This window comes from Cellulophaga sp. HaHaR_3_176, from assembly GCF_019021925.1.
Lineage (GTDB): Bacteria > Bacteroidota > Bacteroidia > Flavobacteriales > Flavobacteriaceae > Cellulophaga.
Genome location: NZ_CP058990.1, coordinates 192,762 through 212,162, shown reverse-complemented (window position 1 = coordinate 212,162; position 19,401 = coordinate 192,762). Strand labels below are relative to the sequence as shown.

General features: G+C 31.8%; 19 protein-coding genes. 7 read left to right on the top strand and 12 right to left on the bottom strand.

From position 1 onward, the window contains the following. Window positions 1-159: 159 nt before the first annotated feature. The 7 genes from H0I23_RS00985 (at window position 160) to H0I23_RS00955 (ending at window position 6,354) form a co-directional block, all read left to right on the top strand. A complete protein-coding gene (locus H0I23_RS00985; RefSeq protein WP_216784614.1) occupies window positions 160-1,023 on the top strand; it encodes an RNA polymerase sigma factor RpoD/SigA in 864 nt (287 codons plus the stop codon). A 181-nt stretch (window positions 1,024-1,204) separates the two neighbouring features. After that, a complete protein-coding gene (locus H0I23_RS00980; protein WP_216784613.1) occupies window positions 1,205-1,435 on the top strand; it encodes a VF530 family DNA-binding protein in 231 nt (76 codons plus the stop codon). Window positions 1,436-1,437: 2 nt separating this feature from the next. Then, window positions 1,438-1,893, top strand: coding sequence for a tRNA (cytidine(34)-2'-O)-methyltransferase (locus tag H0I23_RS00975; protein WP_216784612.1), 456 nt, complete (start codon window positions 1,438-1,440; stop codon window positions 1,891-1,893). Window positions 1,894-1,999: 106 nt separating this feature from the next. After that, complete coding sequence (rpe, locus tag H0I23_RS00970) at window positions 2,000-2,659, top strand: ribulose-phosphate 3-epimerase (RefSeq protein WP_216784611.1); 660 nt, start codon at window positions 2,000-2,002, stop codon at window positions 2,657-2,659. Further along, the gene (locus H0I23_RS00965; RefSeq protein WP_216784610.1) at window positions 2,659-3,624 is read left to right on the top strand and encodes a YpdA family putative bacillithiol disulfide reductase; all 966 of its coding nucleotides are present in this window, start codon (window positions 2,659-2,661) and stop codon (window positions 3,622-3,624) included. The genes rpe and H0I23_RS00965 overlap by 1 nt, the downstream gene beginning before the upstream one ends. An 89-nt stretch (window positions 3,625-3,713) precedes the next feature. Further along, window positions 3,714-5,708: a histidine kinase gene (locus tag H0I23_RS00960; RefSeq protein WP_254073628.1), complete on the top strand. Its 1,995-nt coding sequence runs from the start codon at window positions 3,714-3,716 to the stop codon at window positions 5,706-5,708. A 1-nt stretch (window position 5,709) separates the two neighbouring features. Then, entirely contained in the window at window positions 5,710-6,354 is a 645-nt protein-coding gene (locus H0I23_RS00955) for a response regulator transcription factor (RefSeq protein WP_216784609.1), read from the top strand. 71 nt (window positions 6,355-6,425) lie between these two features. Here H0I23_RS00955 and H0I23_RS00950 read toward each other — a convergent pair whose 3' ends face one another. From H0I23_RS00950 to H0I23_RS00895, 12 genes are all read right to left on the bottom strand, one after another. Then, window positions 6,426-6,710 carry a hypothetical protein gene (locus H0I23_RS00950; protein ID WP_216784608.1) on the bottom strand — a complete coding sequence of 95 codons (285 nt, stop codon included), beginning with the start codon at window positions 6,708-6,710 and terminating at the stop codon, window positions 6,426-6,428. A 212-nt stretch (window positions 6,711-6,922) separates the two neighbouring features. After that, entirely contained in the window at window positions 6,923-7,543 is a 621-nt protein-coding gene (locus H0I23_RS00945; RefSeq protein ID WP_216784607.1) for a DUF1266 domain-containing protein, read from the bottom strand. A gap of 700 nt (window positions 7,544-8,243) precedes the next feature. Continuing rightward, the gene (locus tag H0I23_RS00940) at window positions 8,244-8,720 is read right to left on the bottom strand and encodes a hypothetical protein (RefSeq protein WP_216784606.1); all 477 of its coding nucleotides are present in this window, start codon (window positions 8,718-8,720) and stop codon (window positions 8,244-8,246) included. A 416-nt stretch (window positions 8,721-9,136) separates the two neighbouring features. Beyond that, window positions 9,137-9,625, bottom strand: coding sequence for a tetratricopeptide repeat protein (locus H0I23_RS00935; protein WP_216784605.1), 489 nt, complete (start codon window positions 9,623-9,625; stop codon window positions 9,137-9,139). A 57-nt stretch (window positions 9,626-9,682) separates the two neighbouring features. Beyond that, a complete protein-coding gene (locus H0I23_RS00930; protein ID WP_216784604.1) occupies window positions 9,683-10,123 on the bottom strand; it encodes a hypothetical protein in 441 nt (146 codons plus the stop codon). A 30-nt stretch (window positions 10,124-10,153) separates the two neighbouring features. Then, complete coding sequence (locus H0I23_RS00925; RefSeq protein WP_216784603.1) at window positions 10,154-10,342, bottom strand: HNH/ENDO VII family nuclease; 189 nt, start codon at window positions 10,340-10,342, stop codon at window positions 10,154-10,156. A 625-nt stretch (window positions 10,343-10,967) separates the two neighbouring features. Then, the gene (locus H0I23_RS00920; RefSeq protein WP_216784602.1) at window positions 10,968-11,450 is read right to left on the bottom strand and encodes a hypothetical protein; all 483 of its coding nucleotides are present in this window, start codon (window positions 11,448-11,450) and stop codon (window positions 10,968-10,970) included. Between the two features lie 535 nt (window positions 11,451-11,985). Beyond that, on the bottom strand, window positions 11,986-12,351 hold the full coding sequence (locus H0I23_RS00915) for a hypothetical protein (protein WP_216784601.1): 366 nt from the start codon (window positions 12,349-12,351) through the stop codon (window positions 11,986-11,988). 25 nt (window positions 12,352-12,376) lie between these two features. Continuing rightward, entirely contained in the window at window positions 12,377-12,727 is a 351-nt protein-coding gene (locus H0I23_RS00910; RefSeq protein WP_216784600.1) for a hypothetical protein, read from the bottom strand. A 470-nt stretch (window positions 12,728-13,197) separates the two neighbouring features. Next, window positions 13,198-13,629, bottom strand: a complete 432-nt coding sequence (locus tag H0I23_RS00905; RefSeq protein WP_216784599.1) for a hypothetical protein — start codon at window positions 13,627-13,629, stop codon at window positions 13,198-13,200. Continuing rightward, complete coding sequence (locus H0I23_RS00900; RefSeq protein ID WP_216784598.1) at window positions 13,629-18,032, bottom strand: DUF6531 domain-containing protein; 4,404 nt, start codon at window positions 18,030-18,032, stop codon at window positions 13,629-13,631. The genes H0I23_RS00905 and H0I23_RS00900 overlap by 1 nt, the downstream gene beginning before the upstream one ends. Then, on the bottom strand, window positions 18,023-19,393 hold the full coding sequence (locus H0I23_RS00895) for a hypothetical protein (protein ID WP_216784597.1): 1,371 nt from the start codon (window positions 19,391-19,393) through the stop codon (window positions 18,023-18,025). The genes H0I23_RS00900 and H0I23_RS00895 overlap by 10 nt, the downstream gene beginning before the upstream one ends. Window positions 19,394-19,401 lie beyond the last annotated feature (8 nt).

Genomic DNA, 19,401 nt, shown 5'->3' with positions numbered 1-19,401 from the left:
TAAATACACAAAGGCCTTAATTTGAACAATTAAGGCCTTTTTTTTTGCTTTTAATCCGATATATGCAAAATAACACTACATAAATGTAACATTTGTTTTTTTTCAACGTATAATATAATGCAACCAATGCACAACAATAATTTACATAAGGATATTTAGATGAGACAGCTAAAGATTACAAAACAGGTAACCAACAGGGAAACCGCTTCGTTAGACAAATATTTACAAGAAATTGGTAAAGTAGATTTAATTACTGCCGATGAAGAAGTAGAATTAGCTCAGCGAATTAAAAAAGGTGATCAAGTTGCTTTGGAAAAACTTACCAAAGCAAACTTAAGATTTGTGGTATCTGTTGCAAAACAATACCAAAACCAAGGACTTACTCTTCCTGATTTAATTAACGAAGGTAACCTAGGTTTAATTAAAGCTGCTCAACGTTTTGATGAAACGCGTGGATTTAAGTTTATTTCTTATGCCGTTTGGTGGATTCGTCAATCTATATTACAAGCATTAGCAGAGCAATCTCGTATTGTGCGTTTGCCTTTAAACAAAATTGGTTCAATCAATAAAATTAATAAAACTTTTGCTTTCTTAGAGCAGGCACATGAACGCCAGCCTTCACCAGAAGAAATTGCAAAAGAATTAGATATGACTGTTGATGATGTAAAACAGTCTTTAAAAAATTCAGGCCGTCACGTATCTATGGATGCTCCATTAATTGATGGTGAAAACTCTAACCTTTACGATGTATTACGTAGTGGTGAGTCTCCAAACCCTGATAGAGAATTATTGCACGAATCACTTAGAACTGAAATTGAAAGGGCTTTAGAAACATTAACACCAAGAGAAGCTGACGTTATTCGCTTATACTTTGGTCTTGCTGGTCAACACTCTATGACGCTTGAAGAAATTGGTGAAACTTTTGATTTAACAAGAGAACGTGTTCGTCAAATTAAAGAAAAAGCTATTCGAAGATTAAAACATACTTCAAGAAGTAAAATTTTAAAAACATATCTTGGGTAAAACTCAAGCATAAATTACTCTTAAGAATATCCTGTATTGGAAAATTGTTCTAAAAATTGTAATTTGTGAACTATAACAACAGTTATCATGACTGTTCGTTTTTTGATTGATGAATAAACTCCGGCTGATTACCGGAGTTTTTAATTTAAAGTTCTCCCAACACTTCTTTTTTTAATTATTTATGCAAGACAAACAAGATCAAAAACAACTCAACAACCCGTTACACGGAGTTAAACTTGCTGATATACTTGAATTTTTAGTCGAAAAATATGGCTTTAAAGAACTTTCATTACAAGTTAATATCAATTGTTTTAAAAGTAACCCTACAATAAAATCTAGCTTAAAATTTTTACGCAGAACACCATGGGCAAGAGAAAAGGTTGAACAATTATATCTACAATCAATTAAATAATAATGGCTTTAAATATTGTTTTATTTGAACCTGAAATACCTAATAACACTGGCAATATTGGGCGCTTAAGTTTAGCTTCAGGTAGTCACCTACATTTAGTAAAACCTTTTGGTTTTGAATTAAGTGATAAACGTGTAAAAAGAGCTGGACTTGATTACTGGAAACATATATCGCTTACTATTTATGAAAGCATTGATGATTTTTATGCGCAACATAAAAACAAAAACTTTGCATACTTCTCTAGCCACGGAAATAAAACTCACTGGGATATCAAGTTTACAGATGATATGTTTTTAATTTTCGGCAAAGAATCTTCAGGTTTATCAAAAGACATTATTTCTGCTAACACTGATAAGTTATACAAAATACCACTACATAGTAATCACATTAGAAGTTTAAACCTTGCTAATGCAGTAAGTATTGCTGTATATGAAGGGCTGAGACAATTAAATCAATAGTTCTACTATCTTGATTATCTTTTTGAGTCACCATTAATCTTTTTCTAACTAAAGAACCACCTCAAATTCACTATTTTTGTGTAAACAGAAAAAGTTTATTCTTCAGATGAGTAAAATTAAGATAGCACCTTCGCTTTTAGCAGCAGATTTTGGAAACCTTCAACGTGATATAGAAATGGTTGAGAACAGTACAGCCGACTGGCACCATATTGATGTTATGGATGGCGTTTTTGTTCCAAACATATCATACGGAATGCCCGTTGTAAAAACAATAAATACACATGCTAAAAAACCGTTAGATGTACATTTAATGATTGTAGACCCTGACAGATATATTAAAACTTTTGCTGATTTAGGTGCCGCAAATCTTACTGTTCATTATGAGGCATGCACACATCTGCACAGAACACTACAAGCCATTAAAGCTGAAGGAATGAAAGCTGGTGTTGCATTAAACCCACATACAAACATCAATTTATTAGAAGACATTATTAATGATATTGATATTGTGCTTATAATGAGTGTAAATCCTGGTTTTGGAGGCCAATCATTTATTGAAAATACATATACTAAAGTAAAAGCACTTAAAGCTTTAATACAAAAAAAAGGAGCTAACACTATAATTGAAATTGATGGCGGTGTTACAGCTTCAAATGCTAAAGCTTTACATGATGCTGGTGCAGATGTTTTAGTTGCAGGTAGTTTTGTTTTTAATAGCGAAAATCCGACTCAAACGATTAAAGAACTTAAAGAAGCTACTGCGTAATGAATACTCTCGATCTTATTATTATTGGTGGTGGACCAATTGGTATTGCTTGCGGTTTAGAAGCTCAAAAAAAAGGACTTACTTATTTAATTTTAGAAAAAGGCCCTATTGTAAACTCTTTATTTAACTACCCGGTTAACATGCAATTTTTCTCTTCTTCTGATAAATTAGAGATTAATGAAATACCATTTATTAGTAACGAAGCAAAACCAAGGCGTAGTGAGGCTCTTGAATATTATCGCAGAATAGTTACGAGTAACAAACTCAATATTAATTTGTTCGAAAAGGTAGAAAATATAAATTCTGCTAACGATATATTTACCGTTATCTCTTCAAAAAAAACATATACAGCCACAAACGTAGTTATCGCAACTGGTTTTTATGACATTCCGAATACAATGAATGTACCAGGTGAAGATTTAGATAAGGTGAAACATTACTACAATGATCCACATTTTTACGCACAACAGAAAATAGCAGTTATTGGCGCTAGTAATTCTGCCATTGATGCTGCATTAGAGTGTTATAGAAAGGGTGCTGATGTTAGTTTAATTATTAGAGGTGATGAAATTGGGCAACGAGTTAAATACTGGGTACGCCCTGATATTGTAAATAGAATTGAAGAAGGTAGTATTAAAGCCTATTATAACGCAACTATTAAAGAAATTGAATCTGATAAAGTTATAATTAACACTCCTGAAGGAGAAGTAACTTTAGATAATGATTATGTTCTTGCACTTATCGGTTACAAGCCGAATTTTAGTTTTTTAGAAAAATTAGGCATCGAACTATCTGATGATGAAAAGAGGCTTCCTAATTACGACCCTGATACTATGGAAACTAATGTATCTAATTTATATTTAGCTGGTGTTATTTGTGGCGGTATGGAAACTCACAAATGGTTTATAGAAAACTCAAGAGTACATGCTCAAATGATTGTAAAATCTATTTTAGAAAAAAAATAGAACACTCCCTGTTTTCAGGGAGCTAAATTCCCTTTTACTGATGTATTTTTATTACATTTTTCATCTAACCTTTGTTAAAAATTGTTCATATGAAAAATTTAATCCCATTTCTAATGAAACGTAGACAGGTTATGCTTAAAATATTAAAAATAAATACACTCCTTATTTTTTGTTTTTTTTCACTAGTTGTATCTGCTCAAAATTCTGAAAAAGAAAAAGACACCACTAAAAAAACTTCTAACACTATAAATTTTGGATGGTCAGCAAGGAAAGGGTCTGATACTTTAAAGCCTTTTTTTGATAAATTAAAAACTGCTGAATATGGTGTTCAACGTTTTTCAATATTTGACCAACTTATCGAGCACCATACTCAAAAAAGCAATATAGATTCTGTTGTAAATTATGCTAACATTTACGTAAAAGAAATTAGAGGTTGGGACCAAACAGAGCATATAAAAAACAGGTATTTAGCCAAAGCACACTACTATTTAGGTAATGGAAATTTATTGAATGGCTTATTTGAAAATGCTATTAAATGGCATATTAAAGGCTTGCAAGATGCTGAGAAAACGAATTATACAGAATATCAATATAAAAACAAGTTAGGCTTAGCAAAATGCTACATACAACAATCCAATTACGCTAAAGCCATTACAATTTTACAGAAATCATTAACCGAATTTGCTCCAGAATATCCTTCTTTAAAAATTGAAACCAATTTATTATTGGGTAAAACGTATCGCTTTAAAGAAGATTTTGAAAAAGCAGAAAGCTACTATAATGATGCCATTACAATTTCTAAATCTTTAGATGATTTGGAAATGAAACTTACGATACAACTAGAGCTTGCCAAGCTAGCCGAAGCCAAAGGAGAACTCGGTGAAGCATTTCAGAGTTTTGAAGATACTAGAAATGAGGCTAAAACTAATGGTTTGGATGCTATTTACTATGAAGGCTCTCTTTTAATAGCCCGATACTATTACAACCAAGGCTTTTATGATGCAGCTACAATTGGATTATCAATGGCATATATTAATGCGATAGATAGCGAAAACCTTACTTTTCAAAAAGAGATGCTTATTTTACAATCTAAATCGTTTGCAAAACAAGACGATTTCAAAAATGCATATGCCACGATGACTCATTTGTTTAATGTGCAGCATAAAATAAAAACAAAACAACAACAAGCAATTGTAAAAGAGTTAGAAGTACAATATGAAACGTTAGAAAAAGAAAAGTCTATTACTAGTTTAAAAGAAGATAAATTAATTAAAGAGGTTGAATTGGACAAACAACGTACTTACAAAAATGCTTTTTTAATTGGTTTCTTAATTATTTTAATTCCTATTATAGCATTGCTATTTGTGTACTATCAAAAAATACAAACACAGAGCGAATTATCTAAAAAACAAGATGAGATTAATACTCAAAAAGTAAAATCGCTTGTACAAGAGCAAGAATTGAACCTAATTAAAGCAGCTATAGAAGGGCAAGATGAAGAGCGTAAACGTATCGCACAAGAGCTACATGACAGTATTGGAGGCAATTTAGCGGGTATAAAACTGCAATTATCTAGTTTTGCCAAAAACTCTGAAGCTTTAAAAACAATTAATGGTCAAATTGATGAAACCTATCAATTGGTTAGAGACATTTCACACACTCTTATACCTAAAAAATTTAAACAAAACGCTTTTACCGATTTAATTAAAGAGTATGCGAACTCTATTTCTAAAACAAATATGCTAGCGGTGAGTTTTCACCCCCACCCTATTGAAGAGATTAATGTTATTGAAGAAAAAGTTCAAATGGAACTTTTTAAAATTCTTCAAGAATTAATGACGAATACCTTAAAACACGCCGAAGCTACTAAAGTTGATATTCATTTAAATTTGATAGCTAACGAACTTTCCTTACTTTTCGAAGATAATGGAAAAGGCTTTGATATTGCAACGACAACAGATGGTATTGGACTAGGAAATATTAAAAGTAGAATTGAAGTTATAAATGGAATTTTACGTGTAGACTCTAATATAAATAGAGGTACTATTATAGCTATTGAAATTCCGAATATAAAAAACGTATAAAATGAATTACAATTTAATTATTGCTGATGATCATAAAATGTTTATTGATGGCCTAATAAGCATACTTCATGAAGCACCTGAATTTTCGATAACCCTAACCGCTAAAAATGGAGCTCAGGTCGAAAAATATTTAGCAATAAATGGAGCTGATGATATTCATTTACTAATTACAGATTTAACCATGCCTGAAATGGATGGTATTGAATTAAATAAAATTGTAAAAGAAAAATACCCCGCTCTTAAAACATTAGTAGTAAGTATGCATATTGATGGTGGAATGATTGATAAGCTCATCAGAAATAACGTGGATGGCTACGTGCCTAAAAATGCCGAAAAAGAAGAATTACTTACTGCAATACGAAGTATTGTTGGCGGTGAAAAATATTTTTCTTCAGAAATAAAAAAGGCTTATACTGATGCTATGTTTGAAAACAAAAAATCAGAAGAAATAAACTTGACAGATAGAGAAATTGAAGTGCTAAAGCTTATTGCTGAAGAGAATACGACTCAAGAAATTGCAGACAAATTATTTTTAAGCAAGCATACTATAGAAAGCTATCGAAAGAATTTAATATCAAAGTTAAGCGTGAAAAATTTAGCTGGTCTTACCAAACATGCTATAAAAATGGGCTTGTTAGATAATTAAACTAACATACTAAAACCATAAAAAGCTACCCAATTACTTAGGTAGCTTTTATTTTAATTTTAAACTTTAAATTATCTACAAGAAATTGCTATTTCTCTAAGTTCGTCAACATTCATTTTTTGAGACTCTACCATTGTTGCATATTTTTCAGACATTTTATCAAGCATACAAGTACACATTAATGTTGCCTTCTCGTCTGAAACTGCACCTTTGTTTGAATTAACGCAGCCTTTTAGAAATTCAGATTTATCTTCTTCTGACCAGCCTTTTGGTTTAGATTCTCCACAAGAATAAAGGAGTACCGTTAACAAGAGTGCCATTCCTAATTTAATTACCTTACTTTTTAAATTTTTCATAATTTTAATTTTCATTACTGGTTGGTTACATATAGTTAATACGTTTAAATTTAGAGAAAAATTACTATTTAATATAAGAAATAAACTTAATAGTAAATCTTATTTTTCTTCTATATTTTTCGATTAAACAAAAAAAGCTACTTAAATTAATTAAGTAGCTTTTGCCTATTGTTACATCTACCATGAGTGCTTTTAAAAAACACTTATAGTTATTAATTTAATGGTAGTACTAGGTAAATTGATTTTTCTCCTTTAGTGATGTTTTTTGATAATTTTTCAAAAGCCTCTGATTCACTATCTTCAGAATCCCAATCATTTCTTCCTAAATCAAAATCTGTATAATACTTTTCCCAATCAGTATAGTTCTCTTTAGCAAGAGCTAAAGTTTTTGAGTTAATTGCTACAACCTCATCTTTACTCAAATAACCAGCAGCATACCCCATACAAGCGTTATTTACCACTCTTGCATAATCCCAAGCTTTATACTCATAAGTTTTAGTTTGCAAATCTTCTATTGATTTTAAGAGCGAAGCTTTATCTGAAATATCCCACATGCTTTTAAGCATCCTTTTTGTACCACTTTTCTGAGAATCATCAAAAGGAAATTCAAAAAGCTCTTTATAGGCTGATATTAATTCTTCATCTGTTTTGTAATCAACCAACATTGAATTTACTTCAGATTGCCCTCCGTAACCATGTACAAAATAAATACCGCCTACCATAAAACCACTCAACTTATCGTCTTTAAGTTCTTTTTTTTCTTCTTTTGAGCCACATGATGTAGCAATAACTAGTAATAATAGAAATGAAATACTCAACAGTTTACTTTTCATAATTTAATCGTATTTAGGTTTATTATTTTTTTTACTTTATTTAATTATGCTACCTCAATTAATTCTATCTCATTTTAAAAAATGTTTCAAATAAGAAGCTATTTAATACAACTTCTATTGTGAGTAAATTTTCTTTCAAAGAACGGATTATTTGCTTAATTATACTAATTAAATTCTCAACTCAAACCAAAAAAACATCTCTCGTTATAATTATAACTATAAAAAAAAGCTTGTAGTATTTATAATTTCAAACTTTATTAGCTTACTCATCAATTTTAAAACATCAAAATTATTTACTCCAAAAAATTGAACTTCTACATTCTATGTTTCTAAAATAATCCTTGAGTTATTTTAATAAGCTCATAAAAACACAAAAAGCTACCTAAATATTTAGATAGCTCTTGATGTTGTTTCTTACTCTGTACTGCACTCGTTTTTATCTACGTCATCTTTGTTTAGTGTCTCTGGAAATTTGGATATTTGATGTGATTGGCACATTAACTGTCTAACTTAGGCTTTCAATTCATGTCTTAAAAAAAGGCTACCTAATTGAATAGATAACTTTTCTTGTTTAAATTTTTTAAGTGAAACTTTATTGGGATGGTATTTGTTACAAATTAGCACTAGTGAGGATTCTAATTACTATGCTCTTTTTCTCAACAGAGAGATTCTCGCGTTAGCGGTGCAATTTTTCTATCAGCTAGCTTTCTAATAACATGTTGTCCAATAAGTCATCAAACTCATTCCTTTGCGGTTCTACTTGTAAATAATTTACATTAAATTTTCCTTGCAAATATTTAAGTAATTTAGGTTTAAGATAAAGTTCCTTCTTATCATTAAGTAAAATATCATCTGCAAATTCTTGTCCTATAACTTGTAGCCAAAAAAAGATGGGTACAGGTTTTTCTAATTGATAATTATCTTTAAAATATTCCGCTTTAGAAACCTCCATTTCTGAAAATTTAAATCCTGAAAAATCACAATTTTCTAATCCTTCTTTTAATTTTTTAGTAATAATAAATGCCGGATAACATTCCATTAAATCATCACCAAGCCAATCTTCAAGATCGATATGTAAATTTAAAATTGTCTTAAAGGGAGGTTCAAACTCTTTAAACGTAGTTTTTTCACCAAGACCAGAAATTACTTCAGGTTGTATTTTTGTATAGTTTTCCATTTCAATATTTATTATAAAGGCGGATCAAATAAATTCCACTCGTGCCACATCTATAATCGCAGAACTTGGCGCGCTTTAGTAAAGCGTGACTAATTGTTTTACTGTTTCAAATTACCATAGTGGATGTACTTTAACCGAAGGGATTTCTAGATTTTCCTCTTCATAGATTGCATAGCTACTTTTTTTCCAATCTAATATTTTAAAATAGGTTGGTTTAATAAATAAATCTACCCAAATCAATTATTGTTATTGTCACAAATGTTGGAACAATACTATCTATAACTATGAGACATTGTTTAAAGATAATAAATTGCATTGCAAATACTAAAAAAAATTAAACACACTTCACAGAAGTGCGCCAGAGTTACGGATATGCCGCGCGAGGGGATTCTATGACTTGTTTTTATCCTCCATAATCAATTATCCTCAATTAGATTACCATCTTCATCTTTGTAGAAACGGCTTCCGTCTTTGTAGGTGTATTTTCGTTGGTTTTCTGTGTCAATGTTATTATCCTCAACATCTTCATCTATCAAATTCTTGATTGAAGCGAGATATTTTGGATCTTCATCATCAAAAATGTCTTCTCCATCTAACATATAAGCCCTTAATAATGATTCTTGAGATTTTTTATTTTCTTCAAGTTCGTAAAGTACTTGTCCTAAACTAAAATGTATGTATGCATTTGATAGACCATCAGGACAATTAAGCACATTGTAATAATTTTCTTTTGCTTCATCAATATTTCCTAATGAAAAATACGAATCTGCAATACTAGTGTAAAGCCAAGTGGCTGCTTCCCAATTTGCTTTTGGATCTGGCACGATATTTAATGCTTCTTCATATTTTCTCAGGGCTGGACGTATGTTTCCCTGCTCATAAAGGTCATTTCCTTCTTCGCTCAACTGCTCTATACGATTGTAATCTGCATCGGAGAGTTCCTTTAGCTTTCTTGGTTTCATTTAGTCTTTAATATATTGTTCGGGGTGAAGGTAGAAGTCTAAATACTCGGGTTTATCTCCTTCAAAATAACGTAGCCCTGCATCGAGTTCTACTTCCTTCCATATTTCTAATGCCCTTTCATATTCTGCAATTTCAAAATGATATAGTCCAACATAATAATCACACTCTCCATCAAAATTATGTAAATTATTATTGTTTTCTTGCATTCTATTTAACCAACGTTTCGCTTTATCCAGTTTATCATTGGTTATTGCATGTTTAAATGCCATTTTTGAAAAATTATAACCTTGATTCCAATTCTTCTTGGGTTCAGGAAATAATTCCCATGCCTCTTCAGAGAGCTTAAAAAAATTACCAACATCTCCTTTTTTAATATATTCGACTGCGGCCTTTCCTTTCGCTATCACTTTATCATAAAATTTATTTTCTAAAACTGCCATATTTATTTTATTAATTGATTTATTCTATTATTAAAATGGATTAATATAACCTGTTGTTTTTCCTAAAACAGCTCCTTTTGATCTATTAGTTCTATAATATTCTAAAACATAATTTTTACTATCTAACATGAACTCTCTTACTTCGGTTCCTTTGGGTAGATATTTATTTTTTATCGCTACATCATTCCACCAATCTACAGCATTTGTAATATGACCCATATCTGCATCCTTGATATCTAAACGGTATAAAACACTTATCGCCTTCTAAAGTTTTACTTTACCGTAAATATCTAAAGTGCAATCCCAAACCTTTTCTCCAAACTCATTATATGCTTGTACAGGTGTGCCCAAATAATCGCAAGCAATACTATAGGTTTTTCCGTCAACAATTTTTGCCGCTGGTGTAAAAGAATTATAATCAAATACCCATGTTATTACATTACTACTATCTACAGGCTCTACATCTTCACTTACTACAAAACCTTTTGCACTTACAGAGAGTTTAGGACCGTCTGATAATTTATATCAAAGAACTTTTTTTTAAAAAATTTACCTCATATAAAAATACAAAAAGCTACCTAATTTACTAGATAGCTCTTGATGTTGTTTCTTATGCTGTATGGCACTCGTTGCAAACGAGCGCTAGCGGGGGAAATAAACGCCTAAATACTACGAATACTGGGCAAAAAAAGAAAAAGGGCAAAAAAGACAGAAACGCCCACAAATAAAGAGATTGAAGCGTAAACGCTAAATGTTAATAACTTTTGTTGAAATGGCTAAAAACGAAGTTTTTGAACAGGAAAAAGCAACCGTTTCGGTTGCTTTTTTGTTTTTAGAATGTATTCTATTCGTTTACATAATCATCTTTTAATTTGTATTCTTTAATTTCTTCCATTCTTTCTTTAAATAGTGGAATAAAAGCAATTGCATTAAAGTCTTGAAAACGGTCTTTGTATTTTATTAAAATTTGCTCTACATATTCAACAATTTCATCACACATTTTAATTCTCATTTCGTTTTCTGGCAAATCGGAATACTTATTTATGACTAACATTTGGTCTATTACAAGTTTATCGTCTTTCTTTTTATATCTAGCAAGTGATTTTAACTTACCTTCTTCAATATCTTTTATATCAAAAAGCCTTAAAACAATTCTTAAGTTTGTATGATGTCCATCAACTTTACACAATTGATTAGATATTGATTCTTGCCAAACCATATCTCTTAAATTGTCTGCAATATATCCTATGACTTTTTGTGTTAAATTCGTTTTTTCCTTATTACCAGCCCATCTAGCTTCAAAAGACATCGTTAAGAATGTTCCCATAATTTTAATTTTTAATGACAGGTTTTATTACCTGCTGGTAATTTTCCGTGTTTGTTTTGAAAATCTTTTATTTTTTGAGTTTCTAATAATCGGTCTGCTTGTTTTGTGCCTCCAGAATCAATAACTTTCATATCTAAACCAGCAGTTTTACCAGGTATAATTTTTCCATCAGCATCAAGAGCAAAAGAAGTTTTTTTAGATCTGTTAATTCTAGATTGTTCTAATTTTGAATCAGGATACCTTTTAGAAGAGTTTTTAGATTCTCCTATTTTATAAGTATCTCCTTTTTTAAGTTTTTGATAGGATGTAGGGGGATCACATTAATAGTATTCATCTTAATGAAATTGATTTAGATTTATTGCTTTTCCTGCATTTTTAGCACTCAAACCTTTGATTAAACTTTTTTGCAATTTACTTATAGCGTAGAATTTATGCGGTAGGGCACAAGCAAGATACTTAGGCTAGCGGGGGCTTAAAACGATTTTTACTTAAAATCAACCATTTTGGTTGCTTTAAAACTATTAGAAACTCTGTTTTAATAAAATTCTATCTTACAATCTGACAATAAGTAAGTTCTGTTATCCGATAACTCAATTTTATCACAAACTATTTTTCCAGTTATTAAACCTAATATTTTTGCACCTCCAGTTATTTCTTTTCGCCAACCTTCAACATCCCCTTTATACGACAAACAATTAAAAAGTTCATTTGTTGGTAGCCATAACTTACAATTTTCATTTACGACTCCACCACTTTGCGCTATTGGTTGCTCATCAAATTGTGAAGTCACTTTGTTAAATAAAGAATCATTAAAATCGTCATTTCCGCTATCTGATATATATAGAACTTTACTATCCTCAATATTTATTGTTCCTGGTATAATTCTTTCAAACTTACTCATCTATGGCGTTACATTAATATTAACATTATTCAAACCCATTATCTTCAATATCCATAAGTAAATATTCTTGTAAACTTCCACTAATTTTTATGTTATTATAGAAGAGTTCAAAAGGGTATTCTTGTTCGTCAAACGTTGCGATACCATCAACAAAAGCAAGAACTTCTGCAACGCTTTCAATCATAACCATTTTAATAAACTCTTTGAGATTTTCTTTATTTTCTGAATCTATTGAGTTATATAACTGTTGCGCTTTACTCCAATATTTATCTTTAAATAATTCTTTGTTTGAACTCTCTAATATGTCAAAATAGCGTTTAAAATTTTCAATAAGAACTTCATTTTTAATGTTTTTAGCTATTAATTCTTCATTCATTTTCATGGCTTTAGTGATGTTTTGACTTATTCATTTCTGGATACATACTTTTATTTAAATCAATAAGCTCCTTTAATTTAGAATTAGGAATTTCAGGATAAATCCTTCTTAACTCTCTTATATCTCTTGCTAGTAGTTCCCTCGCTGACGCAAACGGCTTTCCTGTATTTGGATTTATTTTACTTTTCGATACAATTCCTGGTTCAAAACCTGGCCTTCTATTATTATGTCCATATTTATCGACAAGAATTGCAGGTGCATTTAATTTATCATAATTAGCTACTAAATCTTTCGCCTAAAGATAAAGAAGCTATTCTTTATAATTTAGATGCTTTGCTTAGAGACGCTAAAACTAGAAAAGTTTATCAATAAAAAAACCACAACATTTTTTAAATATTGTGGCTCATTTTTAATTTATAATTTTCCTTACTCAAACTCGACACTAGTTACAAACTAGCGGGAGCGGGGGGCTATTGAATAATAACCTCCGCTTCTGAGACTTCTAGATCTTCTTCCAATTGAATAGATATAGTCATTTTAGGATAACTGTTTTCTGCTTTAAAGAAAAATAATAAATCAGATTCATAAAAATCAATATGTGATACTTCTAATTCCTTTTTTAATTCCTGATAATCTTCACTTGTTGGTTTATAATTAGATTGACTATATGATGAATCTGTAATTTCAGTTGAAATGAAATCGATTATTGAATTCATTTTATTTGAGTCTATTTTTTTTATTGTTAATTCTAATTGATTTAATAAATCAATAAAATCTTCATAAACTAGATTTTCACCCTCTTTTTCTGAATTTAAATGAACTAATATTTTTTTGTTAGAAAAAGGTAAATTAATATAACCAGTAAGTTTATTCTCTTTGATTTTTATACTTTCAATCATCATTAATGGACATTTAATTTTTTTCTTCGTCTAGTATTTACGTCATATTCATATTTAGCTTGTACCTTTCCTTCAAATATTTCTGTTTGAATTACTTTTCCTGTTGAAGATTTTTCCCATTTATATGTCATATTAGTATCTGAAGCAAAATATTCAGCGCTAACTCCTTTATTGGCAACAAAATCACGAATAGCAGGTTGGCATCCAGGTTTACAAGGATTTAATTGACCTGTCATTTTTAAATGATCTCCTTGTTGAACCATGCCATCTACCTCATTCATAAATTTCCTTTCTGTATGAGTTAAAAGAGCTTCTTGTTGATTTAAACGGCCACCTCCAGGTACACCACCACTTTGATATGTATTACTAAAAACTGACTCACCATTACGAATTACTTCTGTTCCTAATCCATGTGCTAGACCAAAAACGTCAATATATTTATTGGTATCACCAACATACGCATAAAAATTAGGTAATCCACCTTCCAACCCAATCGGGTCTTGGCTTATATAAGTTCCACTATCTGGCGAGTAATATCTAAACCTATTATAATAAAGTCCAGTCTCAATATCCTCATATTGTCCTTGATATCTAAAAGGTATGAACGTTTTATCGCCTTCTAAAGTTTTTACTTTACCATAAATATCTAAAGTACAATCCCAAACCTTTTCTCCAAACTCATTATATGCTTGTACAGGTGTGCCCAAATAATCGCAAGCAATACTATAGCTTTTTCCGTCAACAATTTTTGCCGCTGGTGTAAAAGAATTATAATCAAATACCCATGTTATTACATTACTACTATCTACAGGCTCTACATCTTCACTTACTACAAAACCTTTTGCACTTACAGAGAGTTTAGGACGGTCTGATAATTTATACTCCCACTCGTGCAACAGAACGTTACCATCGTATACAAATCTAGTAATTTTTTTGTTAAAAACCTTGGCTGTTCTTCTACCTAAAGCATCATACTCAAAAGAAACTTCTTTACCATCTGCTCGTACTATATGTTGCAACATTCCGTTACCAAAATAGCTATAGGTTTCATCTCCCTTTTGAGTTTGTTTTAATAGTAAGTTGCCTTCAGCATCATAATTATAACTTGCATTATCATCTTTAATTAACTTGCCGCCTTTGCTATAGGTTCTATCTTTTCTTCCTTTAGTTTTAAAAAGGTTACCTACAGCATCAGGCATTTTATAAATTGTTTCTGCTCCCCCTTTATAGCTAGCAGATAATAAGCTGCCCTCTTGGTCGTAACTATAATCTACTTTTTTACCTGTTATTTGATTTATTGTACTACGCAAACGATCACCAGCAGACCAATTGTATTGTACACTTCGGGCACGTGCTGTTTTGTTGCCTTCTACATTTTTTGCTTGTATGTGTATATTTTGGTGTGTTACTCGACCTTGACTATCTCGCTCAGTCTGCATATCTAAAACAGCTATGCCATTACCACCTTTTACCATTCTACGAATTTCTAGCCCTAGCTGGTCTCGCTCAAAAGTAGCTTGCCATGCATCACTTTCATTGACCAAACCTGAAACATTACTGTTTAATGCCGCTATGCGAGATAATTGCCCATTGGCATTAAAACCATGCATAATATCGGCACCTAATGAACTTTTAATCTTGGTTCTATTACCTAGGTTATCGTATTGGCTTTTTACGCTATGTCCGTTTTGTATTTCTTCTACTAAATTACCCTTACTATCGTATGCCATTTGCACTGTAGCATCTGCATTGGTAGCTTCTACCAACCTACCATCGGGGTTGTACGCAAAATATTCTCCAGTACCATCGTAATGGTCTGCAGCTAATATATTACCTACACCGTCATACACATAACTGGTGTACCTTTCATCTGGGCGCAATACTTTTAATACCCTACCTGCACGGTCTCGTATGTACCTGCGTTGTAAACCATCAAAACCCCATTCGCTTGCAATTTGGCCTAATGGATCTAAATTAAAACGGTATGCATCGCCATGTTCGTTTACAATACCTATAAGTTGTTCTTCATTATCGTAATTAAAATAAACGGTTTTTTTATTTTCTGTACGTGATTTTAAATTACCTAAACCCCAATAGGTAAAGCTTACATCTCTATTTTTATCGTAAGCACGTATTACATTTTCGGCTTTATCATAATTAAAGTAATGGGTGTTATCTGGCTCTTTTAACTGTACTACATTACCAAGCTTATCGTAAGTGTATTGGGTTGTGCTACCTTTTACGTTTATATGTTTTTTTAATTGTCCTAAGTCATCGTAATACCAAACTGCAAAACGGCCATCGTATAAATTTATACGTTGTAAATCGCCTTGTTCATTCCAGGTCAGTTTCGTTTCATTACCTAAATCATCAATTATACTATAAATTTCATTTTCTTTATAAGTGTACGTAGTACTCGTACCATCGGGGTATTTACGTTTTATTAATTTACCCTCATCATCATACACCCAATTAGAAACCATTCCGCCAGGTGTTCTTGTTCCTATTATCCTGTCTTCTGCATCATACTCTAAAACAGTATTACCCCCATTAGCATCTTGTATTGCTACTAAATTTCCTTTAGCATCGTATTTATATTTAGTTGCATTGCCAACAGGATCCATCACCAAAACTAAATCTTGAGTACCATTATATTTCTGATACGTTTCTCCACCACGTGCATCTGTAATGCGATAAATTAAATTATCCTCATCATAATAATAAACAGTCGTATGCCCTAAAGAATTTGTTGTACTGGTTTTTCCTTTTTCATATTGTGTCCAATATTCTAAAATACCTTCATCTCCCCAAGTATGTATACATTTAGCATTTGACCCAACGCCTTCATACTCCCAATAAAAACTAAGTCCGTTTTGACTGGTTAATTGTACTAATAAATGTTTATCGTATTTAAATATTTTTTCTGTATTATGAGCATCAATAACTTTTACTAAATTATCTTCATCATCAACCACATACCGAATAAGGGGTATAGTTTCTCCTTCATTTTTGGTTGAAACACTTGTTATTTTATTATTAAATGTATCTATTTTTAGTACTCTATCTGCACTATCTATAATTTCTGATAAAGCACCTTTGTTGTAATAAAAAGTTATTGAATGCTTTAAAGTATCTTTTATTTGATATACAGGAAAAAGATCGTTATCAATTCTAGAATTTAAAAAGCTATACTCAAGGCCAGTAGCATCTTTATATCCATACCTACCAGTGGCATCTTTAAACCAAGTAATGCGTTCTTTTCGATGGTAAAAGCTATCACCTTCGTGCAATTGTGGTAAAACAATTTCTCTACTATCTGGTAATAATAGCGTAATAAAACCATTTTCCATCTCCCAATACCCAATTTGGTAACTATGGTGCCAATTAGTACCTATAGGTCCAGTAATTTCTCCATCACTATGGTAATAACGCGTCCATATTAAAGGTATCGGACCTGGTAATGAAAAATCATCATTTTCAGCAAAAACCCTTCCTGTAGCAGCATCAACAGGCTCACCAAACAACTTACATTTTACTTTTTGTAGTCGTTTAGCCTTTGCTGGGTTCATAGGCATAATATCATCTATATATTTTTGAAGTCTATTACCTCCTTTTTTAAACAACTTACCCATGCCTTTAAGGCCTAAACCTATTGCCATCGCAAAAAGATCTATAGTTGGCGGGCCGCCAACTAATACAGGTAAACCGCCAGGTATTACCGTAATTAGCGCTGCTGTAGGCGCCATAAGACTTACTTTAGGCTTTGGACTTTTAATTCTGAAAGGGGCTGGCATACCCACTAAATTACAAGATAATGCTGGCAAAAATTGATATGAAAACGGTGCACCATCTGCCATTACAGTAGAACTTCCCATGAACATTTCTGAAGAAGCCATAGGTGCTACTACAGGTAATGCATGAACTATTATACCTGGTAAATGCTGAATACTAATGCCCGCATTAGCAATAAACTTATTATTTACCATTACACTAGGTGCCATTGCTTTTACTATAGAAACTGCTACGCTAGATACACTTATAGGTTGTGGTACAGGCTCACCATCATCTGTATATTCAGGTTCTGGCGCTGGTGGTATTGTGGTATTTATAGCTGCGAAAATAGCTCCTAAAATATCGAAAACCATACCAACATGTGGTACCGCCATCATTGGCAAGGGCGGAAAAACTGTAGGGTGAAAATCTATACCAATTGCAATATCTTGAAACTTACCCGCAGGCTGCCCTGGTATAGCTGGTAGTACTGATGCTAATGAAGTTTGAAAACTATCTAATGAAGACTTTCCGTCGGCAACCATATCTAGAAACCCGCGTTCTTCTCCTTCTTGTCCTTCTTCACCCTGGGTTGCTATCTTACTTGCCTTATTATTAAGCTTGTTTATTGCCATTGCGGTATTTTGTTTTTACTGAGCCAATTATTTCTATTTAAATATTTTTTATCTATTGCTTCAGTTCCTTGCAATAGCGTTTTCCAATCTTCACCTATCGTATTTTCAAATCTTGTCGTTAATTTTTCTATAATCTCTTCTCCCATATCAGCATCTTGTGCTACTTGTAAAGCTACTGCTGCTGAAAATAAATATGTAGAGCCTCTGCGAACTTCTAAAGGCAAGTTACTACCCGCCTGTAAAGAGTATATAGCAGCTTTCCACGATTCTTTATTTTTACTTTCTTTAAAATATAAGAAAGACTCCATGCGGTAGGCTTCCATTACATGAAAAACGTCTCCCTTATTAATCGCTTTTATTGCTAAATTTCTATAACATTTTAAAGCTGTTTCAGTATCTTTATGTACGAGCACAAGTGCTGCTTTTAAAAGTATCGCAGAACGCCAAATTGGGTAAGCTTCTTCGGCTACACTATCATCCTCTGTCATTTCTAGTGTTTTTTCTACATGCTCCATTGCTGGTTTATCTTCCTGTATACTAAAAAATGCAATTGTAGAAACTAAATATGATGTTGCTTTGGTATTAAATGTTTTTAACTGAATCCCTAATTCTATTAATCTTTCACTTTCTGTTATAACAGACATTTCTTTATTTACTGTTGCCTCCATAATACGGCGTACTTGCTTCTGAAACTTTGAACTAGGTGCATGTGGCCGTGTTTCATTACTATCACTATCCATAGCATTTTTCATTGCCGCAGCCATATGTAGAGTTACAGACAGCTCTTTTACTATTCCCTTTTTATGCTTTACTATCTTCGGGAATTTTCTAGACCCTATGGGGTCTATAACTGCTAAACGAATACCTTTTGGTAGGCCCTTATCCATTTTTTGAGCGAACCATTTCTCAAACCCATCACTATGAACACCTGGAGGGAAATAAAGGATAAAAGACTCATCATCAAGGGGTAAATTTTCTTTTAATCTTAGTAGTTCTTTTAAAACACTATCAAAAGTTGGTTTCAAGCTAAGGTCTACCATATAATCTTTATCTAGATAGCCATCGTTTTTCAAAGCACCAAACATATCTAAACTTCCCTCGGCCGGACTGTTAAACCAACTTGTAAATTCTTTCCAAAGTTGTTCTTCAAAAGTTTCTGCAGAAAGGTAAAGAGTGTTTATTCTAAAAAAAATATCATCAAACATCCCTACTGGAGAACCTTCTATCTCCATAAACTTGTCTATTATATCAATATCGTGATGGTTACAGACCCATATGGCCATGTCCCATTTTTTTCCATCTATTTTTTTCCAAGTATTTCTTATTTTATAGAATTCCTGGGCTATTGTAGCGTCTTCCATTAAAAAAT